24 protein-coding genes are annotated in these 25,873 nt (G+C 63.9%); 1 reads left to right on the top strand and 23 read right to left on the bottom strand.

Translation table 11 applies throughout. The annotated features are described in order from the left end of the window. Positions 1 to 41: 41 nt before the first annotated feature. The 22 genes from R8871_RS09880 to R8871_RS09985 all read right to left on the bottom strand — a co-directional run bounded on the left by R8871_RS09880 (position 42) and on the right by R8871_RS09985 (position 23,889). The gene (locus R8871_RS09880) at positions 42 to 527 is read right to left on the bottom strand and encodes a MaoC family dehydratase (protein ID WP_175050696.1); all 486 of its coding nucleotides are present in this window, start codon (positions 525 to 527) and stop codon (positions 42 to 44) included. A 20-nt stretch (positions 528 to 547) separates the two neighbouring features. After that, a complete protein-coding gene (locus tag R8871_RS09885) occupies positions 548 to 1,351 on the bottom strand; it encodes an SDR family oxidoreductase (protein ID WP_175050267.1) in 804 nt (267 codons plus the stop codon). Continuing rightward, positions 1,348 to 2,544, bottom strand: a complete 1,197-nt coding sequence (locus R8871_RS09890) for an acyl-CoA dehydrogenase family protein (protein WP_175050268.1) — start codon at positions 2,542 to 2,544, stop codon at positions 1,348 to 1,350. The genes R8871_RS09885 and R8871_RS09890 overlap by 4 nt, the downstream gene beginning before the upstream one ends. After that, the gene (locus R8871_RS09895; protein ID WP_175050269.1) at positions 2,544 to 3,803 is read right to left on the bottom strand and encodes an acyl-CoA dehydrogenase family protein; all 1,260 of its coding nucleotides are present in this window, start codon (positions 3,801 to 3,803) and stop codon (positions 2,544 to 2,546) included. Before R8871_RS09895 ends, R8871_RS09890 begins: the two co-directional genes overlap by 1 nt. 4 nt (positions 3,804 to 3,807) lie before the next feature. Continuing rightward, positions 3,808 to 4,683, bottom strand: coding sequence for an SDR family oxidoreductase (locus R8871_RS09900; protein ID WP_175050270.1), 876 nt, complete (start codon positions 4,681 to 4,683; stop codon positions 3,808 to 3,810). A gap of 27 nt (positions 4,684 to 4,710) precedes the next feature. Then, positions 4,711 to 5,862 carry an acetyl-CoA C-acetyltransferase gene (locus R8871_RS09905; protein ID WP_175050271.1) on the bottom strand — a complete coding sequence of 384 codons (1,152 nt, stop codon included), beginning with the start codon at positions 5,860 to 5,862 and terminating at the stop codon, positions 4,711 to 4,713. After that, entirely contained in the window at positions 5,859 to 6,923 is a 1,065-nt protein-coding gene (locus tag R8871_RS09910) for an acyl-CoA dehydrogenase (protein WP_175050272.1), read from the bottom strand. The genes R8871_RS09905 and R8871_RS09910 overlap by 4 nt, the downstream gene beginning before the upstream one ends. A 72-nt stretch (positions 6,924 to 6,995) precedes the next feature. Continuing rightward, positions 6,996 to 8,177 (bottom strand): acyl-CoA dehydrogenase family protein, encoded by a 1,182-nt coding sequence (locus R8871_RS09915; RefSeq protein WP_175050273.1) that lies wholly within the window; start codon positions 8,175 to 8,177, stop codon positions 6,996 to 6,998. Continuing rightward, complete coding sequence (locus R8871_RS09920; RefSeq protein ID WP_175050274.1) at positions 8,174 to 8,983, bottom strand: enoyl-CoA hydratase family protein; 810 nt, start codon at positions 8,981 to 8,983, stop codon at positions 8,174 to 8,176. The genes R8871_RS09915 and R8871_RS09920 overlap by 4 nt, the downstream gene beginning before the upstream one ends. Before the next feature lie 90 nt (positions 8,984 to 9,073). Continuing rightward, positions 9,074 to 10,156: an NAD(P)H-dependent flavin oxidoreductase gene (locus R8871_RS09925; RefSeq protein ID WP_175050275.1), complete on the bottom strand. Its 1,083-nt coding sequence runs from the start codon at positions 10,154 to 10,156 to the stop codon at positions 9,074 to 9,076. Then, positions 10,153 to 11,046: an enoyl-CoA hydratase gene (locus R8871_RS09930; RefSeq protein WP_175050276.1), complete on the bottom strand. Its 894-nt coding sequence runs from the start codon at positions 11,044 to 11,046 to the stop codon at positions 10,153 to 10,155. Before R8871_RS09930 ends, R8871_RS09925 begins: the two co-directional genes overlap by 4 nt. Positions 11,047 to 11,054: 8 nt before the next feature. Beyond that, a complete protein-coding gene (locus R8871_RS09935) occupies positions 11,055 to 11,852 on the bottom strand; it encodes a CoA-transferase subunit beta (RefSeq protein ID WP_175050277.1) in 798 nt (265 codons plus the stop codon). 10 nt (positions 11,853 to 11,862) lie between these two features. Continuing rightward, the gene (locus R8871_RS09940; protein WP_175050278.1) at positions 11,863 to 12,747 is read right to left on the bottom strand and encodes a CoA transferase subunit A; all 885 of its coding nucleotides are present in this window, start codon (positions 12,745 to 12,747) and stop codon (positions 11,863 to 11,865) included. 53 nt (positions 12,748 to 12,800) lie between these two features. Next, positions 12,801 to 13,697 (bottom strand): VOC family protein, encoded by an 897-nt coding sequence (locus R8871_RS09945; RefSeq protein ID WP_175050279.1) that lies wholly within the window; start codon positions 13,695 to 13,697, stop codon positions 12,801 to 12,803. A gap of 76 nt (positions 13,698 to 13,773) precedes the next feature. Further along, a complete protein-coding gene (locus R8871_RS09950) occupies positions 13,774 to 15,402 on the bottom strand; it encodes a FadD3 family acyl-CoA ligase (RefSeq protein ID WP_175050280.1) in 1,629 nt (542 codons plus the stop codon). Positions 15,403 to 15,469: 67 nt separating this feature from the next. Next, entirely contained in the window at positions 15,470 to 16,594 is a 1,125-nt protein-coding gene (locus tag R8871_RS09955; RefSeq protein WP_175050281.1) for a ferredoxin--NADP reductase, read from the bottom strand. A gap of 11 nt (positions 16,595 to 16,605) precedes the next feature. Continuing rightward, positions 16,606 to 17,370 carry a glucose 1-dehydrogenase gene (locus R8871_RS09960; RefSeq protein ID WP_175050282.1) on the bottom strand — a complete coding sequence of 255 codons (765 nt, stop codon included), beginning with the start codon at positions 17,368 to 17,370 and terminating at the stop codon, positions 16,606 to 16,608. A 21-nt stretch (positions 17,371 to 17,391) separates the two neighbouring features. Beyond that, on the bottom strand, positions 17,392 to 19,089 hold the full coding sequence (locus tag R8871_RS09965) for an FAD-binding protein (protein WP_175050283.1): 1,698 nt from the start codon (positions 19,087 to 19,089) through the stop codon (positions 17,392 to 17,394). A 16-nt stretch (positions 19,090 to 19,105) separates the two neighbouring features. Then, positions 19,106 to 19,624: a flavin reductase family protein gene (locus R8871_RS09970; RefSeq protein WP_175050284.1), complete on the bottom strand. Its 519-nt coding sequence runs from the start codon at positions 19,622 to 19,624 to the stop codon at positions 19,106 to 19,108. Then, positions 19,621 to 21,396 carry an FAD-dependent oxidoreductase gene (locus tag R8871_RS09975; protein ID WP_175050285.1) on the bottom strand — a complete coding sequence of 592 codons (1,776 nt, stop codon included), beginning with the start codon at positions 21,394 to 21,396 and terminating at the stop codon, positions 19,621 to 19,623. Before R8871_RS09975 ends, R8871_RS09970 begins: the two co-directional genes overlap by 4 nt. A gap of 11 nt (positions 21,397 to 21,407) precedes the next feature. Beyond that, positions 21,408 to 22,601 (bottom strand): acyl-CoA dehydrogenase family protein, encoded by a 1,194-nt coding sequence (locus R8871_RS09980; RefSeq protein WP_175050286.1) that lies wholly within the window; start codon positions 22,599 to 22,601, stop codon positions 21,408 to 21,410. 133 nt (positions 22,602 to 22,734) lie between these two features. Further along, the gene (locus R8871_RS09985; protein ID WP_169485085.1) at positions 22,735 to 23,889 is read right to left on the bottom strand and encodes an LLM class flavin-dependent oxidoreductase; all 1,155 of its coding nucleotides are present in this window, start codon (positions 23,887 to 23,889) and stop codon (positions 22,735 to 22,737) included. A gap of 306 nt (positions 23,890 to 24,195) precedes the next feature. Here R8871_RS09985 and R8871_RS09990 point away from each other — a divergent pair, with 306 nt between their 5' ends. Continuing rightward, entirely contained in the window at positions 24,196 to 24,546 is a 351-nt protein-coding gene (locus R8871_RS09990) for a VOC family protein (protein ID WP_175050287.1), read from the top strand. A 108-nt stretch (positions 24,547 to 24,654) separates the two neighbouring features. Here R8871_RS09990 and R8871_RS09995 read toward each other — a convergent pair whose 3' ends face one another. Continuing rightward, the gene (locus tag R8871_RS09995; protein ID WP_175050288.1) at positions 24,655 to 25,836 is read right to left on the bottom strand and encodes a helix-turn-helix transcriptional regulator; all 1,182 of its coding nucleotides are present in this window, start codon (positions 25,834 to 25,836) and stop codon (positions 24,655 to 24,657) included. Positions 25,837 to 25,873 lie beyond the last annotated feature (37 nt).

The following is a 25,873-nucleotide window of genomic DNA, read 5'->3' on the forward strand; positions in this document are numbered from 1 at the left end:
CTCTACGGGTTCTACAGGTTTCTTCGGGCTTCTTCGGGTTGCTACAGGTAATAGCGGCTGATGGTGTCGGCCACACAACCGGGTTTGGTCTCGCCTTCGATTTCCACGGTCACCCGAATCCACGCTTGCACGCCGCCCTCGATCGCTTCAGCGCGCAGCAACTGACCGACGCCTCGAATGCGTGCACCGGCTCGCACCGGTGCGGGGAAGCGGATCTTGTCGCAACCGTAATTGACGCCGAGCCGCGCGCCGTCGATCCGTACGATCTGCGGCAGAAAGAAATTGACGAGCGAGAGGGTCAGGAAGCCGTGAGCGATGCAACCGCCGAACGGACCTTGTTGCGCGCGTTCGGCGTCGACGTGGACCCATTGATGATCGAGCGTGGCGTCCGCGAACAGCGCGATGCGCGCCTGCTCGATCTGCATCCACGCGCTTTCGCCGAGCCGCTCGCCGACCGCCGCGACCAGTTCGTCCGGATGGGCAAACACGCGAACCGGCTGCGGGTTGCTACACACTTCAGCCCGCATTTCAGCCATAACGCCGTCCATCACGCGTGCTGACTGCTGACCGACAGCACTTCGCCGGTCATATATGACGCGTAATCGCTTCCCAGAAACACCATCACGTTCGCCACCTCCCACACTTCGGCCGCGCGTCCGAATGCTTCACGCGACGCCAGTTGATCGAGCAGATCGGCCGAGGCCGACTTCTTCAGAAAATCGTGCAGCGCAATACTCGGCGCCACCGCGTTGATGCGCACACCGTACGGCGCAGCTTCGAGCGCGGCGCAGCGTGTCAGCGCCATTACACCGGCCTTCGCCGCCGCGTAATGCGCCTGTTCCGCCTGCGCCCGCCAGCCAAGCACCGACGCGTTATTCACGATCACGCCACGGCCACGCTGCTGCATATGCGGCAACATCGCCCGCGTCATGCGGAAGGTGCCGGTGAGGCTAATGTCGATCACGCGCGACCATTCGGCATCGTCCATTTCGACGATGCGACGCGCGCCGCCAAGCCCGGCGTTGTTGATCAGCACGTCGACGCCTTGCATCTTCTCTTCGGCGTCCGCCACCAATGCGCGGACATCCTCTTCCACCGAGACGTTGCACAGGCGCCCGTAAATCTTTTGCAAGCCCGTTTCCGCACGCAATGTTTCGACTGCTTGCGCGAGGCGCCGCTCGTGGATGTCGGAGATGAAGAGCGCGCGGCAGCCTTCTTCCGCGCAGCGTTTGGCGGCGGCAAAGCCGATGCCTACACCGGCGGCCGCCGTAATCAGCACAGATTTGCCGGCCAGCAGTTGATGGCCCGGTACGTAGGCAGGCGCGGTCCGCACCGTTTGAGACTCGTTCATAGCGTTCCTCGGGGTTCTCTCGGCATGCCGAGCCCGCGCTCGGCCATGATGTTCAGTTGGATTTCGTTGGTGCCGGCGTAGATCGTATCGGCGCGCGAGAAGAGGAATACACCTTGCAGGCGGGTGCGTTTTGCGTCGGCGCTGTCGATCAGGTTCGCGTCGGGGCCAAGCACATCCATCGCCAGTTGGCCCAGCTCGCGATGCCAGTTCGACCAGTAGTATTTGTAGATCAGCGCTTCACGGCTCAATGCGACGCCGCTTTCATCGGCATCGGCGCCGGCCAGCATGCGCAGCGCGTTGTAGCGCATCACGCGCAAACCGCTCCAGGCCCGCGCAATCCGTTGGCGAATCAGCGGATCATTGGCGACGCCCGCTTCACGCGCTGCGTCGACCACCCATTCGAGTTCGCGGATGAACTGCATCTGCTGACCCAGCGTGGACATGCCGCGCTCGAAGCCGAGCAGCGTCATGGCAATGCGCCAGCCATCGCCGGGGGAGCCGACCAGATCTTCAGCAGCGGCGAGCGCGCCGTCGAAGAACACTTCGTTGAATTCAGCGCCGCCGTTCAATTGTTTGATCGGGCGAATCTCGATACCGGATTGATCGAGCGGCATCAACAGGAATGACAATCCGCGATTGCCGCGCGATTCCGGATCGGTACGCGCAATCACGAAGATCCAGTCAGAATCGTGTGCGAGCGAGGTCCAGACTTTCTGGCCATGCACGCGCCAGTTGCCGTTTTCGTCGCGGATTGCGCGAGTACGGACGTTCGCGAGATCTGAACCTGCGCCCGGTTCCGAATACCCTTGGCACCAGAACTGCGTGCCGTTCAGGATGCCGGGCAGGAAGCGTTTGCGTTGGTCTTCGGTGCCGCATGCAATCAGTGTCGGTCCGAGCAGACCCTCACCGATATGACCCATGCGTCCCGGACCGCCGGCGCGAGCGTACTCTTCGTGGAAGATCACCTGGTCGGCGACGGACATTGCACGGCCGCCTTGTTCTTTCGGCCAGCCGAGACCCGTCCAGCCGCCGCTTGCCAGTTCGCGTTCCCATTTCTTGCGTAATGCCGGATAGGCCTCTTCGTCGCCGGGACCGCCGCGGTATTGCAGACAGTTGAATTCGCCGCTCAGATGTGTGCTCATCCAGTCGGCGACTTCTACGCGCAAGCGTTGTTGTTGCGTTTGGCTGTTCATCAGAGAACTCCTGCGAGAACGGCTTGTGCGTGGTTGTCGGCATGTAGCGGCAGCACTGGCAGTGCTGCACCCGAAGTCTCGCTACGGTCAATCACCTGCTCCGCGATAAACCACAGCATCTGCGCGGTCGTGCCAAATAGCGCGCTGCACGCCTGTGCGCGTTTGAAATACAGTTGCGGGTCGTATTCCCACGTGAAACCGACGCCGCCGTGCAGTTGGATCGCTTCCTGAGCGCAAAAGCGAAAAGCGTCGTTGGCGGTGGCTTTTGCTGTGGCGATATCGGCTAGCACGTCCGGTGGTAACGAAGCGCCTGGCTGATTGCGCATTTGATTGCGCATCTGGTCCCACGCCTGCGCCGCGCCGAGCACAGCCGAGCGGGTCGCCTCGATCTCGACCATCATCTGCGCGCAACGGTGTTTGACTGCCTGAAACGATGCAATCGTGCGGCCGAATTGCACACGCTCCGCCGTATAGGCAAGCGTGAGATCGAGACATTGCTGCGCGCCGCCGAGCTGTTCCGCCGCCAGCGCCAATGCTGCAAACCATGCAGTGTCAGACAGCGCGCGTTGCGCCTCACGGCCACAAACCAGCAGCGCCTCGCGCGGCACGTCGACGGCATTCAGTTCGACGCGTGCCAAGGGACGCGTCGCATCCAGCGTGACAAGTGGCGTGCGAGTGAGACCGGCAAGACCGGCAAGATCGGCGCAGTTCAATTCGAACAGCCCGATGGATTGCGCTTCGTTCGCGATCAAGGCGGGCACCAGCAACAGATCGGCGCTCGCACCATCGACAACCTGCGCCAGCGTCCCCGACAGACGGTAGCCGTGAGCCGTCTCTTCCGCGCAAACCGAAACCGTACGCGCATCAAAACCAGCTTCAGCATGCAACGCCAGCGTCGCGCTCACCTCACCACTTGCGATCCGCGAAAGCCACGCACGCGTCGCCTCGGATTCACACTGCGCCAGCGCCGTCGCCGCGAGACACACCGTGCCGAAGTAGGGCACGCACGCAAGGCGCCGCCCCATCTCTTCCATCAGCAACACCAGCTCCATCGCGCCCAGCCCCGCACCGCCCGCCGCTTCCGGCACGGTCAGCGCACACCAGCCGAGCTCCCCTGCGAGCATGCGCCACAGTCCCTCATCGCGACCCGCGGTATGTTCAATCGCCTGCCGCACCGCCGCCGAGGCACTTCGCTCAGCCAGCACCTCGGCTGCCGAATCGCGAATCATGGTTTGTTCTTCGGAAAGAGCGAGATTCATCGCGTCAGCTTCCGTAGACTTGCTGCGCCGGCTCACGTTCTGCAACCAGCGCCGCGACCGCGCCACCCAGTGCCGTGACTTGCCAGCGTGCGCCGATGTCGATACGCGGCCCCGTGCGCCAGCCTTCGGCCACGGCGATCATGCCGCCGGCCGCTTCGAACACCTGCCCGGTCACGTCGCGCGATTCAGCACTGCCGAGCCAGACGACCAGCGGCGCGACGTTCGCCGGATCGAAGTAATCGAAGCCATTGGCAGGCTTTTTCATCATCTCGGCAAATACGCCTTCGGTCATCGACGTGCGCGCCGCCGGCGCCAGCGCGTTCACCCGTACGCCGTAGCGCTGCAACTCCGCGGCCTGCATCAGCGTCAAAGCCGCGATGGCCGCCTTGGCCGCGCCATAGTTCGCCTGCCCGATCGAGCCTTGCAAACCCGCTCCCGAACTCGTATTGACGATGCGCGCGTCCACCTCACGCCCCGCCTTCGACGCATCTCGCCACTCCTTTGCCAACAGCTGCGAAAGGCAGAAATGCCCACGCAGATGCACCCGCATCACGTCGTCCCAATCGGCTTCGGTCATGCTGGTGAACATCCGGTCGCGGCAGATGCCCGCGTTGTTCACCAATACATGAATCTCGCCGAAGGCTTCGTGCGTGGCATCGATGATGCGTTGCGCCGTGTCGATGCGCGTAATGTCGTCGGCATTGGCCAATGCCCGGCCGCCGGTACGCGCAATCTCGTCGCACACGGCTTGCGCGGCTTCCTGGCGAATATCGTTGACCACCACCGCCGCACCTTCGGCGGCAAACGCCAGCGCATATTCACGGCCTAACCCTCCACCCGCGCCGGTGATGATCACGGTGCGTTCGTTGCAGATTCCCATGTTTGATCCTCGTAGACAGTGATGCACTTACAGACGCTCGATGATCGTGACGTTGGCGAGACCACCGCCCTCGCACATCGTTTGCAAACCGTAGCGGCCTTGCGTGCGTTCGAGTTCGTGCAGCAGGCTCGTCATCAGCCGCGCGCCGGTTGCGCCGAGCGGATGACCGAGCGCGATCGCGCCGCCGTTCGGATTAGTCTTCTCGTGCGGATAGCGCGTTTCAGCGAGCCACGCCAGCGCCACCGAGGCAAACGCTTCGTTCAGCTCCACCACGTCGATGTCGTCCAGCGTGAGGCCGGCCTTCTTCAACGCGTGACGTGTCGCAGGAATCGGCGCAGTGAGCATCCACAGCGGATCGTCGCCGAGCACGCTCAAGTGATGAATACGGGCGCGCGGCTTGAGGCCGTAACGCTTGAGGGCATCCTCGGAGACGATCAGCAGCGCCGCTGCCGCATCGCAGGTCTGGCTCGAGACGGCGGCCGTCAACGCGCCGCCGGGCATCAACGGTTCGAGCGAAGCCATCTTCGCGAGCGTGGTGTCCTTGCGCGGTGTCTCGTCATGGACAACGCCGGCAAACGGCACGATTTCGCGCGAAAAGTACCCGCCTTCGATTGCCGCCAACGCGCGACGGTGACTCTCGAGCGCGTACTGCTCCATCGCTTCGCGCGACAGGTTCCAGTGATCCGCGATCCGCTGCGCCGCATGGAACTGCGAGACCGGCGCATCGCCGAAACGCGCACGCCAGCCGATGCTGCCCGAGAACGGATCGGTGAACCCGAGCGGCTCAGCTGCGGTCATCGCGGACGAAATCGGAATCTGCGTCATGGTCTGCACGCCGCCCGCAACCACCACATCCTGCGTGCCGCTCATCACGGCTTGCGCAGCAAAATGCACGGCCTGTTGCGACGAACCGCATTGCCGGTCCACCGTCACGCCTGGCACCGTCAGCGGCAAGCCCGCGGCGAGCCAGCAGGTGCGTGCGATATTGCCCGCCAGCGGACCGATCGTATCGACGCAGCCGAACACTACGTCGTCGTATTCATCAGCGGGAATGCCGTTGCGGCCAACCAGTTCCTTCAGTACGAAGCCGCCAAGATCCGCGGCGTGCACCTGCGCGAGTCCGCCTTTGCGGCGGCCGGTCGGCGTGCGCAACGCGTCGACGATATAAGCCTGTTTCATTGCGATTCCAGTTCGAAAGTACGGGCCGGTCCGATCGGAGCACATGACTCGATCAGCGCATCCGCCACGCGGGCCTTGTGAAACGTTATGTCGCCCCAACTGCCCGAAAGCGCCCAGATGCGTTTCATGAAGATCTGCAAGTCGAGCTCCCACGTGTAGCCGATCGCGCCGTGCACCTGCATCGCGTGGCGCGCGGCGAGCTGCGCCGCAGCGGTGGCGGCGAGCTTCGCGTGTGAGACGTACAGCGCCCGGTTCGGGTCGTTGTCCGCGATCGCGCAGGCGGCCCGATACACCACGGGCCGCGCGAACTCGTAGCGGATCGCGACATCGGCGAGCAGATGCTTGAGCGCCTGATACGAGCCGATCGGTTTGCCGAACTGCTTGCGCTGCGCGCTGTAGTCGATTGCGACATCGAGCACGCGCTGCGTGAGACCGAGCAACTGCGCGGCGACCGCAAACGCGCCTTGATCGAGCGCGCGCGCGAGCAACGGCTGCGCCTCGGCGGCCGTTGCTACCCGTGTGCTCGCGCTGGCCCGCCAGTCGAGTTCGAATAAGCGACGTGACGGATCGACACTCTCCACCCCGTTTAACCGGCAAGCGTCGGGCGTGAGCCAGTGCAATTCACCATCCCGCTCACATAACAAAACCTTCGCGACGTGCGCATCGCTGACATACGGATTCACCGGATGCGCAATCGCCACACGCGCCGCACCCGCCGCGATATCGCGCAACAATGCGTCGCGTTGCGCACTGGTCGGCAAACCTTCCAGCATGCCGACGGCCACGAGTGCCGTATCGAGCAACGGCTCGGGTCCCGCGAAGTAGCCATAGGTCTGCGCGAGCAGCGCCCACTCCACTTCACCGAGCCCCATCCCGTCATGACGTTCCGGCACCGACACGGCTGTCAGCCCTTGCGAGGCGAACATGTCCCACATGCGTTCCGAGCGGCCCGTGGGCGTGCTCCACAACTCGCGGATCAGCTCCGGCGTCATCTCCGTCATCAGAAAGCGCTTGACGCTGCTCGCCAACGCTTCCTGATCTTCGTTGAATACGAAATCCATAGTTCCTCGCTCAATCCTTTAAGCGTCTGTATGCGAGCTGCAGCGGGTTGCATACCGCCCGCAGCACCGGCATCACGAGCGCGGCATGCCTAGCATCCGTTCCGCGACGATGTTGCGCTGGATCTCGTTGGTGCCCGCATAGATCGGCCCGGCCTGCGCGAACAGAAAACCGTCGAGCCAGGCGCCGAGCGCCGCGTGTTGCTCCTGCGTTTGCGGCACAACCTCCGCGTGCGCGCCGAGAATGTCGAGCGCTGTCTGGTGCATACGCAGATCGAGTTCGGACCAGAACACCTTGTTCGTGCTCGACTCCGCACCGATATGACCGCCCTTCTGCAAACGGCTCGCGGTTGCGTAGGTGGAAAGCGCGTAAGCCTGCGCATCCATCCACGCGCTGATCACCCGATCGCGCAAGGTCGGATCGCGGTCGGCTTGCGTGCGATGGGCCAGATAGAGCGCGCGCAGTGCTTCGGCGGTGCGTTGAAAGCGTGCCGGCGAGCGCAGCATCAGGCCGCGTTCGAATCCTGCCGTTGCCATGGCGACCTGCCAGCCCATGCCTTCGCCGGCGAGACGGTTTTCGACCGGCACCCGCACGTCGTCAAAGAAAATTTCGGCGAAACCGGTGTGGCCGTTCAATTGGCGAATCGGCCGCACCGTAACGCCAGGCGTCGAGAGCGGCACCATCAGAAATGTCAGACCGTGGTGACGCGTAGATTGCGGGTCGCTGCGAAACAGGCCGAACAGCCAGTCGGCCCACACCGCACGAGTCGACCAGATCTTCTGCCCGTTCAGGATGTATTCGCCGCCCCTGCCTTCGTCCGTGCGAATAGCGCTCGCGCGGATCGCTGCCATGTCGGAACCCGCGTTAGGCTCCGACCACCCCTGCGCCCAGACGTGTTCGCCGGCTGCCATAGCCGGCAGAAAGCGGGCCTTTTGCTCTTCCGTGCCGAAGTCCATCAAGGTCGGGCCGAGCAGGAAGATGCCGTTCTGATTCACGCGCATCGGTGCATCCGCGCGCCAGTATTCTTCTTCGAAGATCAGCCACTCGATCAGATCGCAACCGCGTCCGCCCAATTCGCGCGGCCACGTCACCATGCTCCAGCGGCCCGAATGCAGCGTGCGCTCCCATTCCCGATGCGCGGCAAAACCCGCTTCGGTGTCGAAGCTCGGCAGCGGCTCGCGCGGCACGTGGACCGCGAGCCAGCTGCGAATCTCGGCGCGAAACGCGCGTTGTGCCGGCGTGTAATCGAGCTTCATGCGCGCGCTCCGGTTTTGCGTTCGGCCTCGCTGAACTGCGCATCGCGCTTTTCGACGAAGGCCGAGCGTGCTTCGGCCGAGTCGTTCGTCATATACGCCTGCAAGGTGAAGCCCTGCTCCCAGCGGTATTTGTCTTCGAGATCGCCGTCTTCGATGCCGTTCAGCGCTTCTTTTGCGAGTTGGAGCATCGCGGGGCTCTTCGTGGCGATCTTGCGGGCGATCTCGAACGCCGCTTCACGCAGCTGTTCGCGCGGCACCACGCGCTCGACCGCGCCGAGCCGGTAAGCTTCAGCGGCGTCGACCATGTCTCCCGTGAAATACATCGCCCGCACTTTCTGCACGCCGAACATGCGCTGCAGATGCGCGCCGCCGCCCATCGCGCCCCGGTCGATCTCGGGCACACCGAAGCGCGCGCAGTCGGATGCGACGATCACATCCGCCGCACCGCAAATGCCAATGCCGCCGCCAAGTACGAAACCATGCACCGCGACAATCACCGGCTTCGGATTGCGGTGCACCGCGCGAAAGGTCGCGTAATTGCCGGCGTTGACCGCGACGATCCGTTCGGGATGCGCCGCCAGTTCCTTGATATCGACGCCCGCACAAAAACCGCGCCCTGCCCCGCGCAACACGATCACGTGCACGCAGTCGTCGCGGCCGAGCGCGTCGATTGCGTCGGCAAGCGCTTGCCAGCCGCGTGCGTCGAGCGCATTGACCGGCGGCTGGTCGATCACCAGTTCGCCGATGCCGCCTTCACGTTCGATGCTGAACGGCAGCGAGCGGACGCTATTGATGGGTTCTGTCATGTCTCCGTCCCTGGTGAATGTTTGTGGGTTTGCTTTATGAGGTCGTGCGTGGCGTCGTGGCCTGAGTTATGGCTTGAGTCATGCCTTGCGTCATGCGTGAACCGGCGCGCTGCGCATCGCCGCCAGCGCATCGAGCCGCGCCACGGCTTCGTCGACGATGCGTGCGATCAAGGTCCCGCATGGCTCGATCGCGCCGATCACCGCGGCAACCTGACCGCTCGGCAATACGCCCTCGTCCGGTTCGCCGTCAACGATCGCGCGCTGGATCAGAAACGGCGCGTTCGCCGCCATCAACGTCTGGCTCGCGGTGTAGCTGTGATCGCGCAGTGCCTTGAAGCCGAGCGTGGCCATCTGGCCCAGACTCATGCCGCTCTGGCGGCGCCACGCTTCAGCCGTGCGCAATGCGAATAGCGTGCGGCGCAACGGGCCGAATGCTTCAAGGCGTAGCAGATAGGGGTTGTCGATCATTCGCTGCGGCAAGCCGTCCAGCGCTGCGGACACGCGAATTTGCGAAGGATCGTTGACCGCCACATAGCGCGCGAGCGTCGAGCGCGGCACCGGCGACTCTTCGGCCATCAGAAAGCGCGTGCCCATTGCAATACCTGCCGCGCCGTAACCGAGCGCGGCAGCAAGGCCGCGCCCGTCGAAGAAACCGCCCGCTGCGATCACTGGCACGTTGACTGCATCCAGCACTTTTGGCAGCAGCAGCGTAGTTGGCATCGAGCCGGTATGCCCACCGCCCTCGGCGCCTTGCACGGTGACCGCATCGGCGCCCAGTTCGACCGCCTTGGCCGCGTGCTTCGGCGCGCCCACGGTGGGAATGCACATCACACCGGCGTCCTTGAAGCGGCGGATCGTCTTCGCGTCCGGTCCGCGGCCGTAGCTGACCGCGCGCAGCCGGTGCTTGATCGCCAGATCGACCACCTGTGCCGCGTTTGGCTGGAACATGTGGAAGTTGATGCCGAACGGTTTGTCGGTCAGTTCCTTCACGCGCAGGATTTCCGCTTCCACGCGTTCGGCTTCGAGCGTCGCTCCGGCCAGAAACCCGAAGCCACCCGCATTGCAGGTCGCGGCGACGAGCTTCGCGTCTGCGACCCAACCCATGGCCGTCTGCACGATCGGATAGCGGCAGCCGAGCAGATCGCACAACGGCGTATGCAGGGTGGCGCTCATGCGACCTCTCCTTTGGCCTTTGCATCGCCGACCGCCGCGGGGCCAGGCCGTTGCGACTCGGCCATCCTGCGCGCGTCGTAACCACCCAGCTTGTCGCCGCTCACCAGTTCGTTGTGTGCATGCGCGAAGTGGTGCCACGCGAACGCCGCATCCATCGCCGCGCGTTTTCCTTGCAGTTCTTCAACGTGATTCACAGCTTGCTTGGTCAGCGTCAATCCGAGTCGCGGCATACGCGCGATCTTCGCGGCGATTTCCGTCGTGGCGTCCTGCAAGCGTTCGCGTGGCACCACGCGATTGACCATGCCCATCTGATACGCGCGCGCCGCATCCATCCGCTCGCCAAGAAACAGAAACTCCTTGGCGATGCGCGGATTCAGTTCATACGCATGCGCAAAATACTCGACGCCGGGAATGCCCATGCGTACCACCGGATCGGAAAAGAACGCGTCCTCCGATGCAACAATCAGATCGCACACCCACGCCAGCATCAGGCCGCCCGCCACACATGCGCCCTGCACCATCGCGATGGTCGGCTTGGGCAAATCGCGCCAGCGGCGGCACATGCCGAGATAAACCTCCTGCTCGCGGGCGTACAGGAACTCGCCCCCTTCCTTGCCGACGTGGTCGTACCAGAGCGACGCGCGCTCGAACGACTGATCGATGTCCCGGCCCGGCGTGCCGATGTCGTGGCCCGCCGAAAAATGCTTGCCCGCGCCTGCAAGAACGATGACTTTCACCGCATCGTCGTTCGATGCGCGTTTGAACGCGGCGTCGAGCGCATAGGTCATCTTCGAGTTCTGCGCGTTGTGATACTCGGGGCGATTCATCGTGATCGTGGCGATACCATCGCTCACGCTGTATTCGACGACGCTTTCGTGGGTGGCTTGCATGATGTCCCTCACACGCGGCGCGGCGCGGGGTTGTTGCGCACAACGCTCGCACGCAGGTTGTGCGGATCGAGAGCACGCACGATACGCAGATCTTCCGCGCCAGGCGGCGGCGTCACGTGCATGTCGGGATGCTCTTTGAGTTCGAAACCCGTCGCGTCCTGTACTTCGTCGAAGCTCACGCCAGGATGCAGCGAACGCACCTGCACCGCGTGATTCACGCCGCCAAAGTCCATCACGCACAGATCGGTAATCACGCTGCGCAGATCGGTGAACGCACGCATGCCGGGGATTTCGCGCGCGGGGTTGTAACCCACGCTGCACACCATGTCGACTTCACCGGCAACAAACGTGCGCTTACCGTGACCGGGGACGAAGAACGAGTTCGCGTGATTGATGCTGTTGCCCGGGAAACCGCGCGCGCCGAGCAATTGCGTTTTCGGGCGGGCGTAGTCGTCGCCGAGCCAGGAGATGTTGGCCTGGCCGAAGCGGTCGATCTGCGTGGGCATCACCAGCGCATGACGCTTGCCGTGCCACACACAATCGAACACGCGCTCATAGGTCATCAAACCGGACGCCTGCACGCGATAGCCCGCTACACGCGGTCCGAGCGGCACCGGGCTTTCGACCAGATAGGCCTCGCCATCGGTAAGCATCAGGCCTGCGTTGTATGCGAGGCGCGCAAGACCCGCGGCGAGGCGCGGCCCCGTGCCAATGCCAGTCGCCAGCACTTCGCCGTCATCACGCCAGACGCGTGCCGCCGCGGCGATCATCAATTCGGCGAGGGAATAATCGAGAGAGTCGCTCATGTGCGCTCCATTACAGAATCGGCAACGGCAGGGCCGCTACATGGGACCGGCCGCCTGCGCGTTGCAGATAGCCCGGTTCGTCGGCGCCTACTACGTCACTCAGGTAAGCCGCTGTTTGTTGCGGATCTTCCGCACTCGCGCAATACGTTTTCAGATGTGGCAAATCCCAGCCGTAAGCCGGCGCGCACGAAGTGGGATGTGCGCCGCAAGGTGCGTGAACCACGCCGCTTACGAGCGATCGTTCGAAGGTATTGCGGCGAGCGAGGTCGAGGTCGTCGCTCGCGAGCGTTTCGACCAGCGTCTCGCTGCTGACGAAGCACTTCTTCGCCGCGCGCGCAAACCATGCGTCGAAGAAAGGATCCGGACCGTCGATGCGTGTGTTGCCCATCCGGTCCGCGGCGTTCACGTGCAGCAGCGCGGCATCGAGTTCAAGCGCCGGCATCGCCAGCAGCGTCTCGCCGCCATACGGCGATTGCACGGTACGCAGATGCGGAGCGTGTTTCAGCAGATCGGTGCCGAGGCCGACGCGCGTCGGCAGAAACGGCAAACGTGCCGCAGCAGCACGCAGACCGAGTTGCAGCAGACCTTCGTCGAGCTCCCACACGTCGAGTGCGCCCTGTTCACGTGCCCGGCGAAAATGCGGTTCGAGCGGGATCACATCGAGCGACACGAAGCCGAACACCAGCTTGCGCACTTTGCCCGCCGCGCACAGCAGTCCAACGTCCGGACCGCCATACGCAATCACGGTGAGGTCCTTCAGATTCGAGCGGACGATCTCGCGGACGAGCGCCATCGGCTTGCGGCGCGGGCCCCAGCCGCCGATGCCGATCGTCATGCCGTCGGCGAGCTGCGCCACGACATCGCGCGCGCTGAGAGTTTTATCGAGTGATTTCATGCGGTATTCCTGCTGATTTTTTGCGTGCTTGCTGCGGGTTTCCCGACCATGGCCTAGCGGAATCCAACGCTGAAGTCATGACCCCACAGGCTCACGCGCGTCGCCTCGTAGACGTTGTGCTGCGCCCAGTCGACCGTCAAACCGCCATAGCCGTACTCCAGATCGAAGCCGCCCGGCGTTTTCATGTAGAACGAGATCATGTGGTCGTTGCAATGACGGCCGAGCGTCGCGGAGAGCTTCACGCCTTGCGTCGCGACCCGGTCGAGCGCGCGGCCCACTTCGTCCATCGAATCCACCTCGGCCATCACGTGGATGCAGCCGGACGGCACCGGCAGGTCCATGATCGCGAGGCTGTGATGACGCGCGTTTTTGCAATGCAGGAAATGGATGCGTTTTTCGGGCTCGGCGGGGTCGTCGGTGAAACGCACGCGGAAGATGTCGGAGAGTTCGAAGCCGAGCACGTCGCGCAGGAACGCATCGGTCGCGTCGAATTTCGGCGCGGGCAGCACGGCGTGCCCGAGGCCCATCGCGCCGGTGACGAAGCCGGCCACGCCCAGCTGCGATACGAAGCGCCGGAAATCCGCGCGTACGCCCCAGAAAAACTCGTGCCGGTTGCCGGAGGGATCCGTGCACCACACCATCGCCTGCACGCGGCGCAGCGCGGTTTCCTGCGCGCTGGCGCGGATCGGTCCCACGCCGGCCGCCTCGAGAGCGCGGATGGCATGGTCGAATGCAGCCGCGTCGGCCAGTTCCCAACCCGAAGCGAAGTAGCGGTCGGCCTCGCCGGGCACGATCAGGTAGCGGAAATCGCGCTCGTCCATCTTCACGTACAACGCGCCGTCCGTTGCGTCCAGCGCCTGCATGCCCAGCACGTTTTCCGCGCAGCCGCGCCACGTGTCGATATTCGCCGACTGCACGACGATGTAGCCCAAAGCCCGTACATCGATCATCTCCGACTCCTCCAGAAGCTGTTGTTGTCAGGCTTATTCTGGCGGTCCCGGGGGCGGCTAACATCGTCTGTTGGGACTAGCTTGCAGCGGTGTTTTCAGCAGTGTTTTCGTGGATTTTTTCGTCGCTTCTGACTGCCTCGCGCAGGCGGTATTTGAGTACCTTGCCGGCTGCGCTGACGGGCAGCTGATCGACCAGCGTGAGATGCCGCGGCACCTTGTAGTTCGCCATGTTCTTGCGGGCCCAGTCGGTCAGTTCTTCCGCGCTCGCGTGCTCGCCCGAACGCAGCACGACATACGCGTGCCCCACTTCGCCGAGCCGCGCGTCGGGCACGCCGACCAGCGCCACTTGCGCCACCGCTGGATGCGCGCTGAACAGCCGCTCGATCTCCGCCGGATAGCAATTGAAACCGCCGACGATGAACATGTCCTTGATACGGTCGGTGATGCGCAGATAGCCGCGTTCGTCGAGCGTGCCGAGGTCGCCGGTGTGCAGCCAGCCTTCATCGTCAACCGCTTCCGAACTGGCGTCCTGCTGGCCGAAATAGCCCTGCATCACGTTGTAGCCGCGAATCAGGATTTCTCCAGTTTGGCCGGATGGAAGCGCATCGCCGCTGCTGTCGGCAATACGAATCTCCACGCCCGGCATCGCACGCCCCGAGGTGTACGCAATGGTCTCAGCGTCGTCGCCGCTGCGGCACAGCGCGGCGAAACCGCACGATTCAGTAAGGCCGTAACCCGTCAGCACAGTTTCGAAACCTAGTTGCGCGCGCATCCTTTCGATCAGACTCGGCGCAATCGCGGCAGCGCCAGTCACCGCGACTCTCAACGACGACAGATCGCGTGCGGCCAGATCCGGCATGTCGAGCAACGCGTGATACAGCGTCGGCGGCCCCGGCAAGACGGACACGCGATCACGCACGATGCGCTCGAGCACGCGCTCCGGGTTGAACACCAGATGTGGCAACACGGTCGCGCCGCTCGCGAACGCTGCCAACCAACCGGCCTTGTAGCCGAACGCATGAAAGAACGGATTGACGATCAGATAGCGGTCGCTCTCGCGCAGCGTCGCGATCTGCGCCCAATCGTGGACTGCATGCAGGTTCTGGCCATGCGTCGTCATCACGCCTTTCGGCCGTCCCGTCGTGCCGGACGTGAACATGATGTCCATCAGCGTGTCGGGGCGCACTGTCGCCTCGCGGGTGCGAAACGCTTCCATCGAGGTGCCTGCGGCGCGCATCAGAAACGCGTCCCACGTCTCATCGCGGCCGTCGCTCGATTCCGCTGCCGCGCCGTCAAACACCACGACCCGTTCGAGCCCGGCAGGACGGTGCGCAGCCAGCATGGCCGGATACGAATCCCCAAGGAAGGTGCCACAGCAGAACAGCAACCGCGCGCCACTGTCCTCGAGAATCGCGGCAGCCTCCAGGCCCTTCATGCGCGTGTTGATCGGCACCAGCGCCGCGCCCGCGCTGTGAATCGCGAGCGCCGCCACGATCCATTCAGCGACATTCGGCGCCCAGATCGCGACGCGCTCGCCCGGCTGGATGCCGCAACTCATCAGCGCGCGCGCCGCTTCGATCCGCGCCGCGTCCAGTTGCGCATAGCTCAGGTTACCCTGGGCTGTTTCGATCGCGGTGCGCGTGCCGAAGCGCGCGGCGCCGCGCGCGATCAGCGCGGGCGTCGTCAGGATGTGGTTGAGCGTCATGGTGAATTCGATGGATGGGGTTCGCGGCAGGCGCAACACGCGAGAGCCGCGCGTGCGGACCGCGAACCTAGTCAGGAAAGACCACGCGCAGCGTCGCGCTGGCGGGTGTCGCACTACAGGCAAGCGTCCAGCCGTCGGTCAGATCGGCCGCATCGAGCACGTGGTTGGCATTCAGGTTCACGCTGCCGGATTCGACCCGGCACATGCAGGCGCCGCACAAACCGCTGCGGCACGAGTTAGGGGCTGGCACGTCGGCGCGCAGCATCGCGTCGAGCAGGGTTTCGCCGGTTTCGCAGATGAACGTGAAGGTGTTGCCGTCGAGTACGGTTTCGATTGCTGCATTGACGATGGGAGCGGTCGAAGCCGATTCAGATGCTGGCGGCATTTCGGACGCGGTGTGCGCGCCCGGTGCCGCGGGCACGCCACCGTCTCCAGGAACTGCCGACACACCAGATACGGACACGCCAGGCGTAGCCGGCAAATCCGGCAGCGAGGCAAACCGCTCCACATGCACCTTCGCTCGCGGCAACCCCAGCGCAAGCATTGCTGCTAACGCATTCTCCATGAACAGCGCCGGCCCGCAGATGAAGCATTCCTGCATGCTCCAGGGCCGCGCCAGTTCTTCCAGATGACGTTGCTGCGGAATGCCCTGCACGCTATCGAGCCAGTGAATCACCCGCAATCGTCCCGCGTGCCGCTGCCCGAGTTGCCGCAGCTCTTCACTGAAAATCACTGACTGTGCGTCCCGATTCGCGTAGATGAGGGTCAGCATGCCACGCCCGTTCACCAGCGCGGACTTGAGAATCGACAGCACCGGCGTGATGCCACTGCCGCCCGCGAACAGCAGCAGATCGCCGTCGAGCGAACGCGGGGTGAACACGCCCGCAGGCGCCATCACGTCGAGTTCGTCGCCGGGCTGAATGCTGTCGCACATCCAGTTCGACACGCGCCCATCGCGCACCCGCTTGACGGTGATCTTCGGCGCGCGGTCGATGCCCGGCGCACTCGAAAGCGAATAACAGCGCTGCACGGTGGCATCCGCGCACGGCACCTTGAGCGTGAGAAACTGCCCCGGGCGATAGCTGAATGCATCGTGCAGCGCCTGCGGCAGATCGAACACGAAAGAGCGCGCGTCGGCGCTCTCCGCGATCACGTCCGCCACTTTGAGCCGGTGAAAACGCGAATCGGCCATAACGTAGGAACTCAGGCAATGCCCATGATCAGCTGCGCGTTGTCGATCCGATACTCGCTGCCGTTGATAAAACGCGATTCATCCGATGCGAGGAACAGCACCAGATTCGCGATGTCTTCCGGCAAACACATGCGAGCGTGCGGATCGATCGACTGCGTGAGCGCGTCGCGGGTCTCCTCGGCGGCGCCGAAGAATGGCGCGGTCATCGGCGTGAGAATGCCGTCGGGGTGAATCGTGTTGCAGCGGACCTTGTAGCCCCGCTGCTTGCAGTGCGAGGCGATCGCACGCGTCATGGCCGTCACCGCGCCTTTGCTGGCCGAGTAAGCGCAGAACATGCCGAGCCCGCCCAACGCCGCCACCGACGACATATTGACGATCGAGCCGCCCTTCTCCTTCATTGCCTTGACGGCCGCGCGGCAACCGAGAAAATAGCCTTCGGCATTGATACGCAGCACGCGCTGCCATTGTTCGAGCGTGGTGTCTTCAATGCTGCCGAGCAACAGCACCGCGGCATTGTTGACCAGCACGTCCGGCGTGCCGAAAGTCGTTTGCGCCGCGCCGAACACATCGTTCCAGCCTGTTTCCGACGTAATGTCATGACGCACGAACAGTGCGGCATCGCCGATCTGCGCGGCCACTTCGCGGCCGGCTTCTTCGTTGACGTCGGTGAGCACGACACGCGCGCCTTCACGGGCGAACAGCAATGCATCCTGTTTGCCGACGCCGCTCGCGGCGCCCGTCACGACGGCAATCTTGCCTTTGAGTCTGTCTCCCATCTTCGTTCTCTCTTTTCAGTGTCAGTCAGTTTCAGTCAGGGAATGGGCGGTGTTCGCGAGAACCACGCCCGCTGCGGCCCGGCCTGCCTGGCGGCCGGACCAGATACAGTCCGCGAGCGAGAGTCCGCTCACGTAATGATTCGATGCCAGTCCGCACGCGGCCCGGCCGGCGGCGAACAGGCCTTCGATCGGCGTGCCCTGCCCGGAGAGCACGGCATTCGTTGTCTCGTCGACCCGCAAACCGCCCAACGTGATCGATGGACAGGGGAAAACGCGGCTGTCCGATGAAATATCGATCGCGTAGTAAGGCCCGTATATGAGCGGCTGCAGCATCGCGGCGGATTTGCCGAACGCACGGTCGATGCCGTTCAGCGCGCCCAGGTTGTAGGCATTGATGGTTCGCTCGAGCACCGCCGGATCGCTGCCGATGCGTGCGGCCAGATCGGCCAGCGAGCGGGCGCGTTTGCGGCCTGCCAGCATCAGCAGCATCGCGGGCACGCTTTGAAACGCCCACAGCTTGCCGCGCAAACATTCCTTGAGTGCGAGCTTCACGAGCCGCGCATCGAGAATCAGCCACGCGTGCCCATCACGGGTTTCGCACATCGCGTGACCGAGCGCGGCGCCGTAGACTTCCTCATTGCAGAAGCGCTCGCCGTTGTGATCCACGACGCAGCCTTGCGCCCATGCATACGGCGGATTGATGAAGCGCCACGCGGACACGCGTTCGAGCCGCTGCGCCACGCCACCGGCAGACAGGCCGAGCCGGATGCCGGAGCCGTCGCAACCGGTGGTGCCAAGACGCCAGTTCGGCAGATAACGCGGCGCGTAATGCGCCACCATCGACCGGTTGAAGATGAAGCCGCCGGTGCTCAACACCACCGCGTCGGCCTTGATCGTGATGAGGCGGCCGTCGCGCTGCTCGACGCGATGGAGCACGGCGCGCAGCCGGTCGGCCCATGCCGGCATGCCGTTATGCAAGCGCTCCGCCCAACGTGCCAGCTGCCGATGGGCGCGCTGGGCACGGCCCGGCGCTACCTGCCAGACCTGCGCGCCGATCACGCGCCCGCTGCGGTCGGTGATCAAGCGGCGCACGCTTGCGTGGCACATCGTGTCGATGAACGGCTGCGCATCCACCGCACACCGCAGCGTGTCGTACAGCACGCGTCCCGACATGCCGTCGCCGACCACGCGATGTCCTCGCGGTGCCGGCGCATGTTCGCGCACGGCATCCCCTACCGCTTCGTTGCCCGAGTAGTACAGGTAGAAGCGATTCTGGGGATACGAAGTCTTACGCGGCGGCACCGACGCGGCAAAGCGCACGCCGAGGCGTTCGAGCCAACGCAACATGTCGACACTGCCCGCGCAAAAGCGTTTGAGCGTAGCCGCGGACACCGCGTCGCCCACTTCCTGCTGCAGGTACGCGAACATCGCCTCGGGCGTGTCGCTGTAGCCCGCTTCGGCCTGATAGCGCGTGCCGCCGCCTGCGTAGACCACGCCGCCGCTTTTTGCGCTCGCGCCGCCGCCCTCGAACCGCTCGACGATCCGCACTTTCGCGCCAGCCGTCGCCGCTTCCAGTGCAGCACACGCGCCCGCTGCGCCATAGCCCGCGACCAGCACGTCGCACACATCGTCCCAACGCACGCAGGCGGGATCGTCGACGACGAGCGGTGTTTCGACCGGCGTGGCCGATTCCTGCGGTACGGACGAAGGGCTCTGCATGACGCCGCGCGCCCGCTTAAACCGCTGCGCAGCGCATGGGCGCCGCGGCAGTCGTATAGATGCCGTCCACGTACACCAGCGGATCGACCTCGCCGCTAATTAACACCTGCTCGACACGGCCGATGAAGATCGCATGCGTGCCGTAATCGAAGCGACCGTCCTGCGAGCAGACGAGGCTCGCCTGCGCATCGTGCAGATACGGCACGCCACGATCTGAGGTCTGCCAGTTGCCGGTGGTGAAACGTTCTTCACCTTTGAGGCGTCCGCTGCAATCGATCGCAATGTGCTGGTGCTGTGCCGAGAGCACGTTCACGCAAAACGCCGCGCCCTTGTCGAGCGGCGGAAAAATCGACGATGTGCGGTTAATGCAGATCAGCAGCGACGGCGGTTCGGTCGAGAGCGAATCGACCGCGGTGGCCGACATCGAGTAACGCCGTTCGCCGTCGTTGCAACTGATGACCGCGACCGAGCGCGCGAGGCGGCGCATCGCCAGCAGCATGTCGGCGCGCAACGGGTGAGAAGTGGGTTCAGTCATGGCGTGACTCCGCGAAGTTCGCTGCTGGCAGCGCGTGCTGATTCTGAAATACTGCTGACGCCGTCGCGCTCATCTTCGCTGTCGGCAAGATGATTCGCGGCGATGTAGCCAAAGGTCATGGCGGGACCGAGCGTCGAACCCGCGCCGGGATAGCTCGCCCCCATCATCGACGCGCTGGTGTTGCCGATCGCATAGAGCCCGGCAATCGGCGTGCCGTCGACGCGCAGCACGCGAGCGCGGGCATCGGTCAGCAAACCGCCTTTGGTGCCGATGTCGCCTGCGTCGATACGTACCGCGTAAAACGGTCCGGTCTCGATCGGCGCGAGACACGGATTAGGCTTGACGCTCGGGTCGCCGTAGTAGGTGTCGAAGGCGTTGCCGCCCTTCGCGAATTCTTCGTCGATACCGGTCGCGGCGTAGCGATTCATCTTCGCCACGGTGTCGCGCAAACCTTGTGCGTCGACGCCGATTTGCGCGGCCAACGCAGCGAGCGAATCGGCCTTGTAGAGCAACGAGCGGAACGCCGCGGGGATGCGGCTATCGGGCATCATCGCGCCGGGCATGATCGGTCCGCACGGATATTTGTGGCGAAACTGCGCGTCGAACACCATCCACGCCGGCACGCACGCACCGGTTTGCGCATGGTCGCGATACATCGCCGGCACAAACTCCGAATACGGCGCGGCCTCGTTGACGAAGCGCTTGCCGAGTCCGTTGACGACCACACAGCCCGGCAGATTGCGTTCGACGAACAGTGCGCGCTGCTTTTCCTCATGATCCACATGGACCGTCGGCGCGCCCCACACGTGTTCCATCAATGCAATCTGCGCGCCCAATTTCAGACCGACGGCAATCGCGTCACCTGTGTTGTTCGGCGGCGTCGCGCTCCACCGCGCCTGCGTGGGACGCGGCAGATAGCGCTCTCGCATCGCCTGATTGCGTTCGAAACCGCCGGCCGCGAGAATCACGCCGCGCTTTGCGAGCACCCGCACGCCCTCTCCGCCGCGTTCGACCACGACGCCCGTTACGCGGCCGTCTGCTTCGAGCAACTCGCTCATTGGCGCGTTGAGCCACAGTGGAACGTCGCGGTCGAGCAAGGCGCGGCGCAGGCCGCCTGCCAATGCATTGCCGAGCGTCAGGCGCCGATCGCGCCGCGAGCGGCTGCGCGCGCGCAGGTCGAACCAGTAGCGGCCGAACTGCTTCAGCGCGAGCCCGATATACCCCGGTGCTTTCGACAGGAGCATGTGCGCCTCTTTCGAGGTCACCGCCACTCGCCCGCCGATCAACGTTCCGGGCGAAGGCTCGCGTAGTCGCACGAATTCTTCACCAAGCGACCCACCGTCCACCGGCAAGGGATCGAGCGCGCGGTAACCCGGCATCGAGCCCGGCAGGTCCTGAAAGTAGTCTGCGTACTTCGGCAATGCTTCATAACGCACCGGCGTATTCGCTTCGACATAGCGCAACATTTCCGGCGCAGTGTCGAGATAGGCGTCGATCCGGTCGGTTGCGGTCACGCCTTTCGTGCAGGCATCGATATAGGTTCGTGCAGCCTCGCGCGTGTCCGTGGCGCCCAGTTCGGCGATATGGTGGTTGCACGGAATCCAGATGCCGCCGCCCGATACCGCCGAGGTCCCGCCGTAAAGATCACTCTTTTCAAGCACGACGACGGACAGGCCACGGTCAGCCGCGCGGCAGGCAGCCAGCATACCGCCCGCGCCGGAGCCGACCACCACCACGTCGAACACGTAGGTCTGCGTTTGCTGTTCGCTCATGGCGGCATCCATCAGACGAAGAAATCGGTATTCGGACGTCCGAGCATCACGGCGCCGAGATTCTGGCCGAAGCGGTCGAGGTTGTTTGCGTAGTGCGCGCGCGCCGCATGCAGATCGAGAAAGCGTCGCACCAGCGGATTGCGGTTGTAGATGCCGTTGCCGCCGGCGTAGCGCAGCAGCGCGTTGGCAGCCTGCGCACAGCGTTCGGCCACTTGCGCGGATTGATAGCGGAAGTGCACGCGCCGTTCGATCGATACCGCCGGTCCGCCGTTGGCGGCCGCGAGCAGTTCGGCGAAGTTGCGTTGGAGCAGCAGCTTCATTTCATCGAGCGCGACAGCGGCGTTGGCGCAGGCGGTTTGCGCGCCGGTGTCGTCGGTGGTCTTCGCGCCGCTGTTGGCGCTCACACGCGTTGCCGCGTAGGACGTGAAGTCGTCGAGCGCACCTTGCAATGCGCCGATGCACGCGGTACACACCGCACGTACGAAGATCTGCGCAAACGGCAGATGGAACAGCGGCGCATCGTTCACCGCGAGACCGGGGCTCGTGCCCATCATGCCGTCGATCGCCTTGTGCGTGCGATAGTCCGGCACGAACGCATCGTTCACCACGATGTCGTGGCTGCCGGTGGCGCGCAAGCCCAGCACGTCCCAATCCTGTTCGATCGTGTAATCGCTTTTCGGCAGCAGGAAGGTGCGGTATTCCGGCGGTTCGCCTTCTTTCGCCGGCGGCACCAGCGCGCCGAGAAAGACCCATTCGCACAGTTCGCTGCCGCTGGAAAACTTCCAGTGCCCGGACAGACGGAAGCCGCCTTCAACGGGCGTCACGCGGCCCACCGGCATATAGGTCGACGCGATCAGCGTGCTTTGATCCTTGCCCCACACGTCCTGCTGTGCGCGTTCGTCGAACAGCGCCAGTTGCCAGTTGTGCACGCCGACCACGCCGTACACCCAAGCGGTCGACATACAGCCGCGCGCCACGGCCATCTGAATCTCGAAGAAGGTCTGCGGATCGAGTTCATAGCCGCCGTGACGCTTCGGCTGCAGCACCTTGAAGAAACCGGCAGCCTGAAAATCTGCCACGGTTTCCGCGGGAATCCGGCCATTCGCCTCGGCCTGCGCGGCACGCCCGGCAAGTACCGGCGCGAGCGCTTCGGCGCGGGCAATCAGTTCGGCTGCAAGGGCTTTCGAATCGTTGTCGCGATGCACGGCTGTCTCCATGATGGCGCGCGAGATGGATGTCGCGCCTGTTTTGTTGGGTTCATCTTCGAGCCGCGGCCGCGGCGTCGCATCGTCTGAAGAGACTAGCGACGCCCGCCTCGCGCGCTCTAATGCAACGGCCTTAAGCAGCGACCTGCGCCTTCTGCTTCTCGGCCTTCAAACGGTTGAAATACGGAATCACGTGCTCGCCGATGTTGCGGATCGTCTCGAGCTGCGCTTCCTGGGACACGGTGCCCATCTGGCAAAGGAACAGCACTTCATCTACACCCGCTTCCATCAACCGGCCCACGTAGCCAATGCAATCGTCGACGGTGCCGTAGGCGTGATTCGGGTTCATCATCGAAAGCGCCGGATCGCTGAAGTCGACCACCACCTCTTCCGACGCGAAGCGCGAACGGATCACCATTTCGCCGGTATTGCCCTTCACGAGGTCATCGCCCCAGCTATCCGGGTTCGGGCGCTCGCCGCCGGTGTACCAGTAGGCCAGCGACTCCATGAAGTAGCGCTGACCGCGGATGCCGATCTTGCGGGCCTGCTGGCCGTCGTTCAGCACCACGGTCGGACACAGGGCCGCCAGATGCTGCGTGGGACGGAAGCCAACCTGGTCTTCCGCTTTGCGCGTGGCCCATGCCTCGCGATACAAGGCATTTTTCTTGGCCACTTCATCGGGACCGCCGAAACCGAGCACCAGTGCGCCCAGACCGCGTTGTCCGGCGCGCAGCAGGCCGTCGTTGTTGGTGCACGCCATATACATCGGCGGATGCGGGTCCTGGAACGGCTTCGGGTGAATCGGCCGTTTAGGAATCTTGATGTATTTTCCGTCGTGCTCGATTTCGTCCTGCACGAACATCTTCGGCACCAGGTACATCGATTCGTCGATCATCGGTTGCAGCTCGGCGAGGTCGTAGCCGAACGCGCCCGCTTCCTGCTGGCTGCCGCCTTTGCCGACGCCGAAATGCACGCGGCCACCCGACAGAATGTCGAGCATGGCCACACGTTCGGCTACCTTGATCGGATGATTCATCGCGGGCGGCAGGCAGATCACGCCATGGCCGAGGCCGATGCGGGTCGTGCGGCCGGCCAGATACGCGAGGAAGGTTTCCGGGGCGCTCATATGCGCGTAGTTCGTCAGCGACGTGTGTTCGACGCACCAGACGGTGTCGAAACCCATCTGTTCGGCAAGCAACGCCTGCTCGACGGTCTCCTTGAATACCCGGTGATCGCCTTCCCGCGAAGCGTCCGTGGTCTGGGCTTCGTAAATCAGAGAAAACTTCATTGCGTGCGTCTCCATGAATTTTGGACTGTGCTGAAACGGGCGGTCCGCTCCCGACCCACCGATTCCTACGATGATCGTGACGGTCCACGGAATGAAGTTTCAGTTCGCGCGTGCGGGCCGGCATCGTCTATTTGGATTAACGGTGTGCGCTTTGATGGAGAAGCGTTGAACGAAGGCGCTTTTTGCCATCTGTTTCGCCGATTTTTCGTTCTCCGGCTAGTCCGATCGGACCTCGTGCGGTGCTCGTCCGCGGCGCTACGATCGAGCCGCCATACAACGCGGCTCAACTGATGGGAGTGCAATGCAATGAAGGCTTCGATGATGCTGTACCCGGTCGACACGATCGATGCGGCGCTGCCGCTCTTTGTCGACGGGCTGGGTTTGACGGTGAAGTTTCGTGACGGCGAACGCTATTGCGCGCTCGACGGTGGCGCGCTGGGCATCGCGCTGGTGGCGGGTGAAGAACGGATCGTCGAACGCGCGGCGCTGGTGTTTCGCGTCGACGAAAACGACGACCTGTATGCAGCAATGGCGCGCGTGGTGGCGGCAGGTGCGTCAGTACGCGTGCCGGTGCAGCAAGGGCCGCACGAATTGCGCGCGGTGCTGGAGGACAAGAATGGCGCGTTGCTGGTGCTGTCGCAAAAGCGCACGGGTTAAGACGTCGAAGGCGCCGCGTGTGCCATGTGTGCCGTGTGCGCCGCGCTGGATGCAGGCGCGGCACACACGGCACACACGGTGCCTTCGTTCAATTGAGTTGAAGCAGGGTCAGCCGAGCGGCACCACACTGCCCAGCAGAATTCGCACGAGCGTTGCCTGACGCGTCACACCCGTCTTCGAGAAGATTGCCCGAAGATGAGCACGCGCGGTGTTCTTGCTGATGCCCAGTTCGTCGGCCGCTTCTTCCAGTGTCAAGCCATTGGTCAACAGCAACGCGAGCGAGGTCTCCGCAGGCGTGAGGTCGAACAGCTTGCGCACGATCTCCTGCGAGCCCTGCGATTTGCGATCGGGATCGCGCAGAAACAGCACGGTTGCCGGGCGGCGCTTGTTGTCCTCGGACCAGTCCGACAGCGGAATCGTACGCACCAGCACGCCGAGTTTCGGTTTGTCGCAACCGCGCGTGATCGGCATGGCTTCGACAATCGGCGCTGCCGTCCCGAAGTGCCCCATCAACGCATGGCGCACCAGACGTTGCAGATTGCGGTTCTCCTGCGCGTCCGTCGCCTCGACGTTGCCGTGCACGATCCGCAAACCATTGCCCTGCGCGAGAATCTCATCGGCCACGCTATTGGTGCGCATGATCGCGCCGCTCTCGTCGAGCGTCACCGTGCCCACCAGCATCCGGTCGATTGCGCTCGCATACAGTGTGCGCTCCGACTCCACGATATCGAGCCGCGAGTGCAGTTCGACCGCGCGCCGCAAATGTGGCAGCAACAGCGCGCAAAACGCCTTGTCGCGCGCGGAAAAATGCTTCGATGCGTGACTGCGGCACACGCGGAACCGGCATTCGACGCCTGACTCCGTGCGCAGATCAGCGCCCATGATGTAGCGAATGTCGGCCGGCTTCAGAAACTGCTTGTAGAGCTCACTGGTGAGCCAGCCCGTGTCGCCGAATACTTCGTCCACCGTGACCACACGATCCGCCGGCAAACCGACGAACGGGTCGAGCGAATAGTAGTAGTTGTTGTACGACGCTTCGCCCGGCACGCCCGACCCCATTTCGGAGGCGTGCACCATCAGACCGCGCCGGTCGCTCGAGGGCGAACGCAGAATCAGGGTGGCATAGCTCGCACCGAGCGAAGTGCGGATCAACTCGAGCGCGCTAGCCCACGGCGTGCTTTCCAGCGCCCCTTGATAAATGCGCGCGGTCAGCTCGCTGAACTGCGCGACGCTCACCTCGGCCAGTTCACTCATGGCCTGGCCCTCTTCAGGGGCCCATTTTGTCTCCATCAACACTCTCCGTCCTCCATGCGACTTTGCATCGCGA

Origin of the sequence: Paraburkholderia sediminicola (assembly GCF_902859805.1) — a bacterium.
GTDB lineage: Bacteria > Pseudomonadota > Gammaproteobacteria > Burkholderiales > Burkholderiaceae > Paraburkholderia > Paraburkholderia sediminicola.

Excerpts from the sequence above, each read along its gene's own strand:
- R8871_RS09920 (WP_175050274.1), bottom strand. The coding sequence starts at position 8,983 with ATGACAGAACCCATCAATAGCGTCCGCTCGCTGCCGTTCAGCATCGAA.
- R8871_RS09885 (WP_175050267.1), bottom strand. The coding sequence starts at position 1,351 with ATGAACGAGTCTCAAACGGTGCGGACCGCGCCTGCCTACGTACCGGGC.
- R8871_RS09930 (WP_175050276.1), bottom strand. The coding sequence starts at position 11,046 with ATGCAAGCCACCCACGAAAGCGTCGTCGAATACAGCGTGAGCGATGGT.
- R8871_RS09985 (WP_169485085.1), bottom strand. The coding sequence starts at position 23,889 with ATGAAGTTTTCTCTGATTTACGAAGCCCAGACCACGGACGCTTCGCGG.
- R8871_RS09915 (WP_175050273.1), bottom strand. The coding sequence starts at position 8,177 with ATGAAGCTCGATTACACGCCGGCACAACGCGCGTTTCGCGCCGAGATT.
- R8871_RS09975 (WP_175050285.1), bottom strand. The coding sequence starts at position 21,396 with ATGAGCGAACAGCAAACGCAGACCTACGTGTTCGACGTGGTGGTGGTC.
- R8871_RS09935 (WP_175050277.1), bottom strand. The coding sequence starts at position 11,852 with ATGAGCGACTCTCTCGATTATTCCCTCGCCGAATTGATGATCGCCGCG.
- R8871_RS09950 (WP_175050280.1), bottom strand. The coding sequence starts at position 15,402 with ATGACGCTCAACCACATCCTGACGACGCCCGCGCTGATCGCGCGCGGC.
- R8871_RS09970 (WP_175050284.1), bottom strand. The coding sequence starts at position 19,624 with ATGACTGAACCCACTTCTCACCCGTTGCGCGCCGACATGCTGCTGGCG.
- R8871_RS09925 (WP_175050275.1), bottom strand. The coding sequence starts at position 10,156 with ATGAGCGCCACCCTGCATACGCCGTTGTGCGATCTGCTCGGCTGCCGC.
- R8871_RS09940 (WP_175050278.1), bottom strand. The coding sequence starts at position 12,747 with ATGAAATCACTCGATAAAACTCTCAGCGCGCGCGATGTCGTGGCGCAG.
- R8871_RS09960 (WP_175050282.1), bottom strand. The coding sequence starts at position 17,370 with ATGGGAGACAGACTCAAAGGCAAGATTGCCGTCGTGACGGGCGCCGCG.
- R8871_RS09880 (WP_175050696.1), bottom strand. The coding sequence starts at position 527 with ATGCGGGCTGAAGTGTGTAGCAACCCGCAGCCGGTTCGCGTGTTTGCC.
- R8871_RS09895 (WP_175050269.1), bottom strand. The coding sequence starts at position 3,803 with ATGAATCTCGCTCTTTCCGAAGAACAAACCATGATTCGCGATTCGGCA.
- R8871_RS09945 (WP_175050279.1), bottom strand. The coding sequence starts at position 13,697 with ATGATCGATGTACGGGCTTTGGGCTACATCGTCGTGCAGTCGGCGAAT.
- R8871_RS09955 (WP_175050281.1), bottom strand. The coding sequence starts at position 16,594 with ATGGCCGATTCGCGTTTTCACCGGCTCAAAGTGGCGGACGTGATCGCG.
- R8871_RS09965 (WP_175050283.1), bottom strand. The coding sequence starts at position 19,089 with ATGCAGAGCCCTTCGTCCGTACCGCAGGAATCGGCCACGCCGGTCGAA.
- R8871_RS09890 (WP_175050268.1), bottom strand. The coding sequence starts at position 2,544 with ATGAACAGCCAAACGCAACAACAACGCTTGCGCGTAGAAGTCGCCGAC.
- R8871_RS09900 (WP_175050270.1), bottom strand. The coding sequence starts at position 4,683 with ATGGGAATCTGCAACGAACGCACCGTGATCATCACCGGCGCGGGTGGA.
- R8871_RS09990 (WP_175050287.1), top strand. The coding sequence starts at position 24,196 with ATGAAGGCTTCGATGATGCTGTACCCGGTCGACACGATCGATGCGGCG.
- R8871_RS09905 (WP_175050271.1), bottom strand. The coding sequence starts at position 5,862 with ATGAAACAGGCTTATATCGTCGACGCGTTGCGCACGCCGACCGGCCGC.
- R8871_RS09995 (WP_175050288.1), bottom strand. The coding sequence starts at position 25,836 with ATGGAGACAAAATGGGCCCCTGAAGAGGGCCAGGCCATGAGTGAACTG.
- R8871_RS09910 (WP_175050272.1), bottom strand. The coding sequence starts at position 6,923 with ATGGATTTCGTATTCAACGAAGATCAGGAAGCGTTGGCGAGCAGCGTC.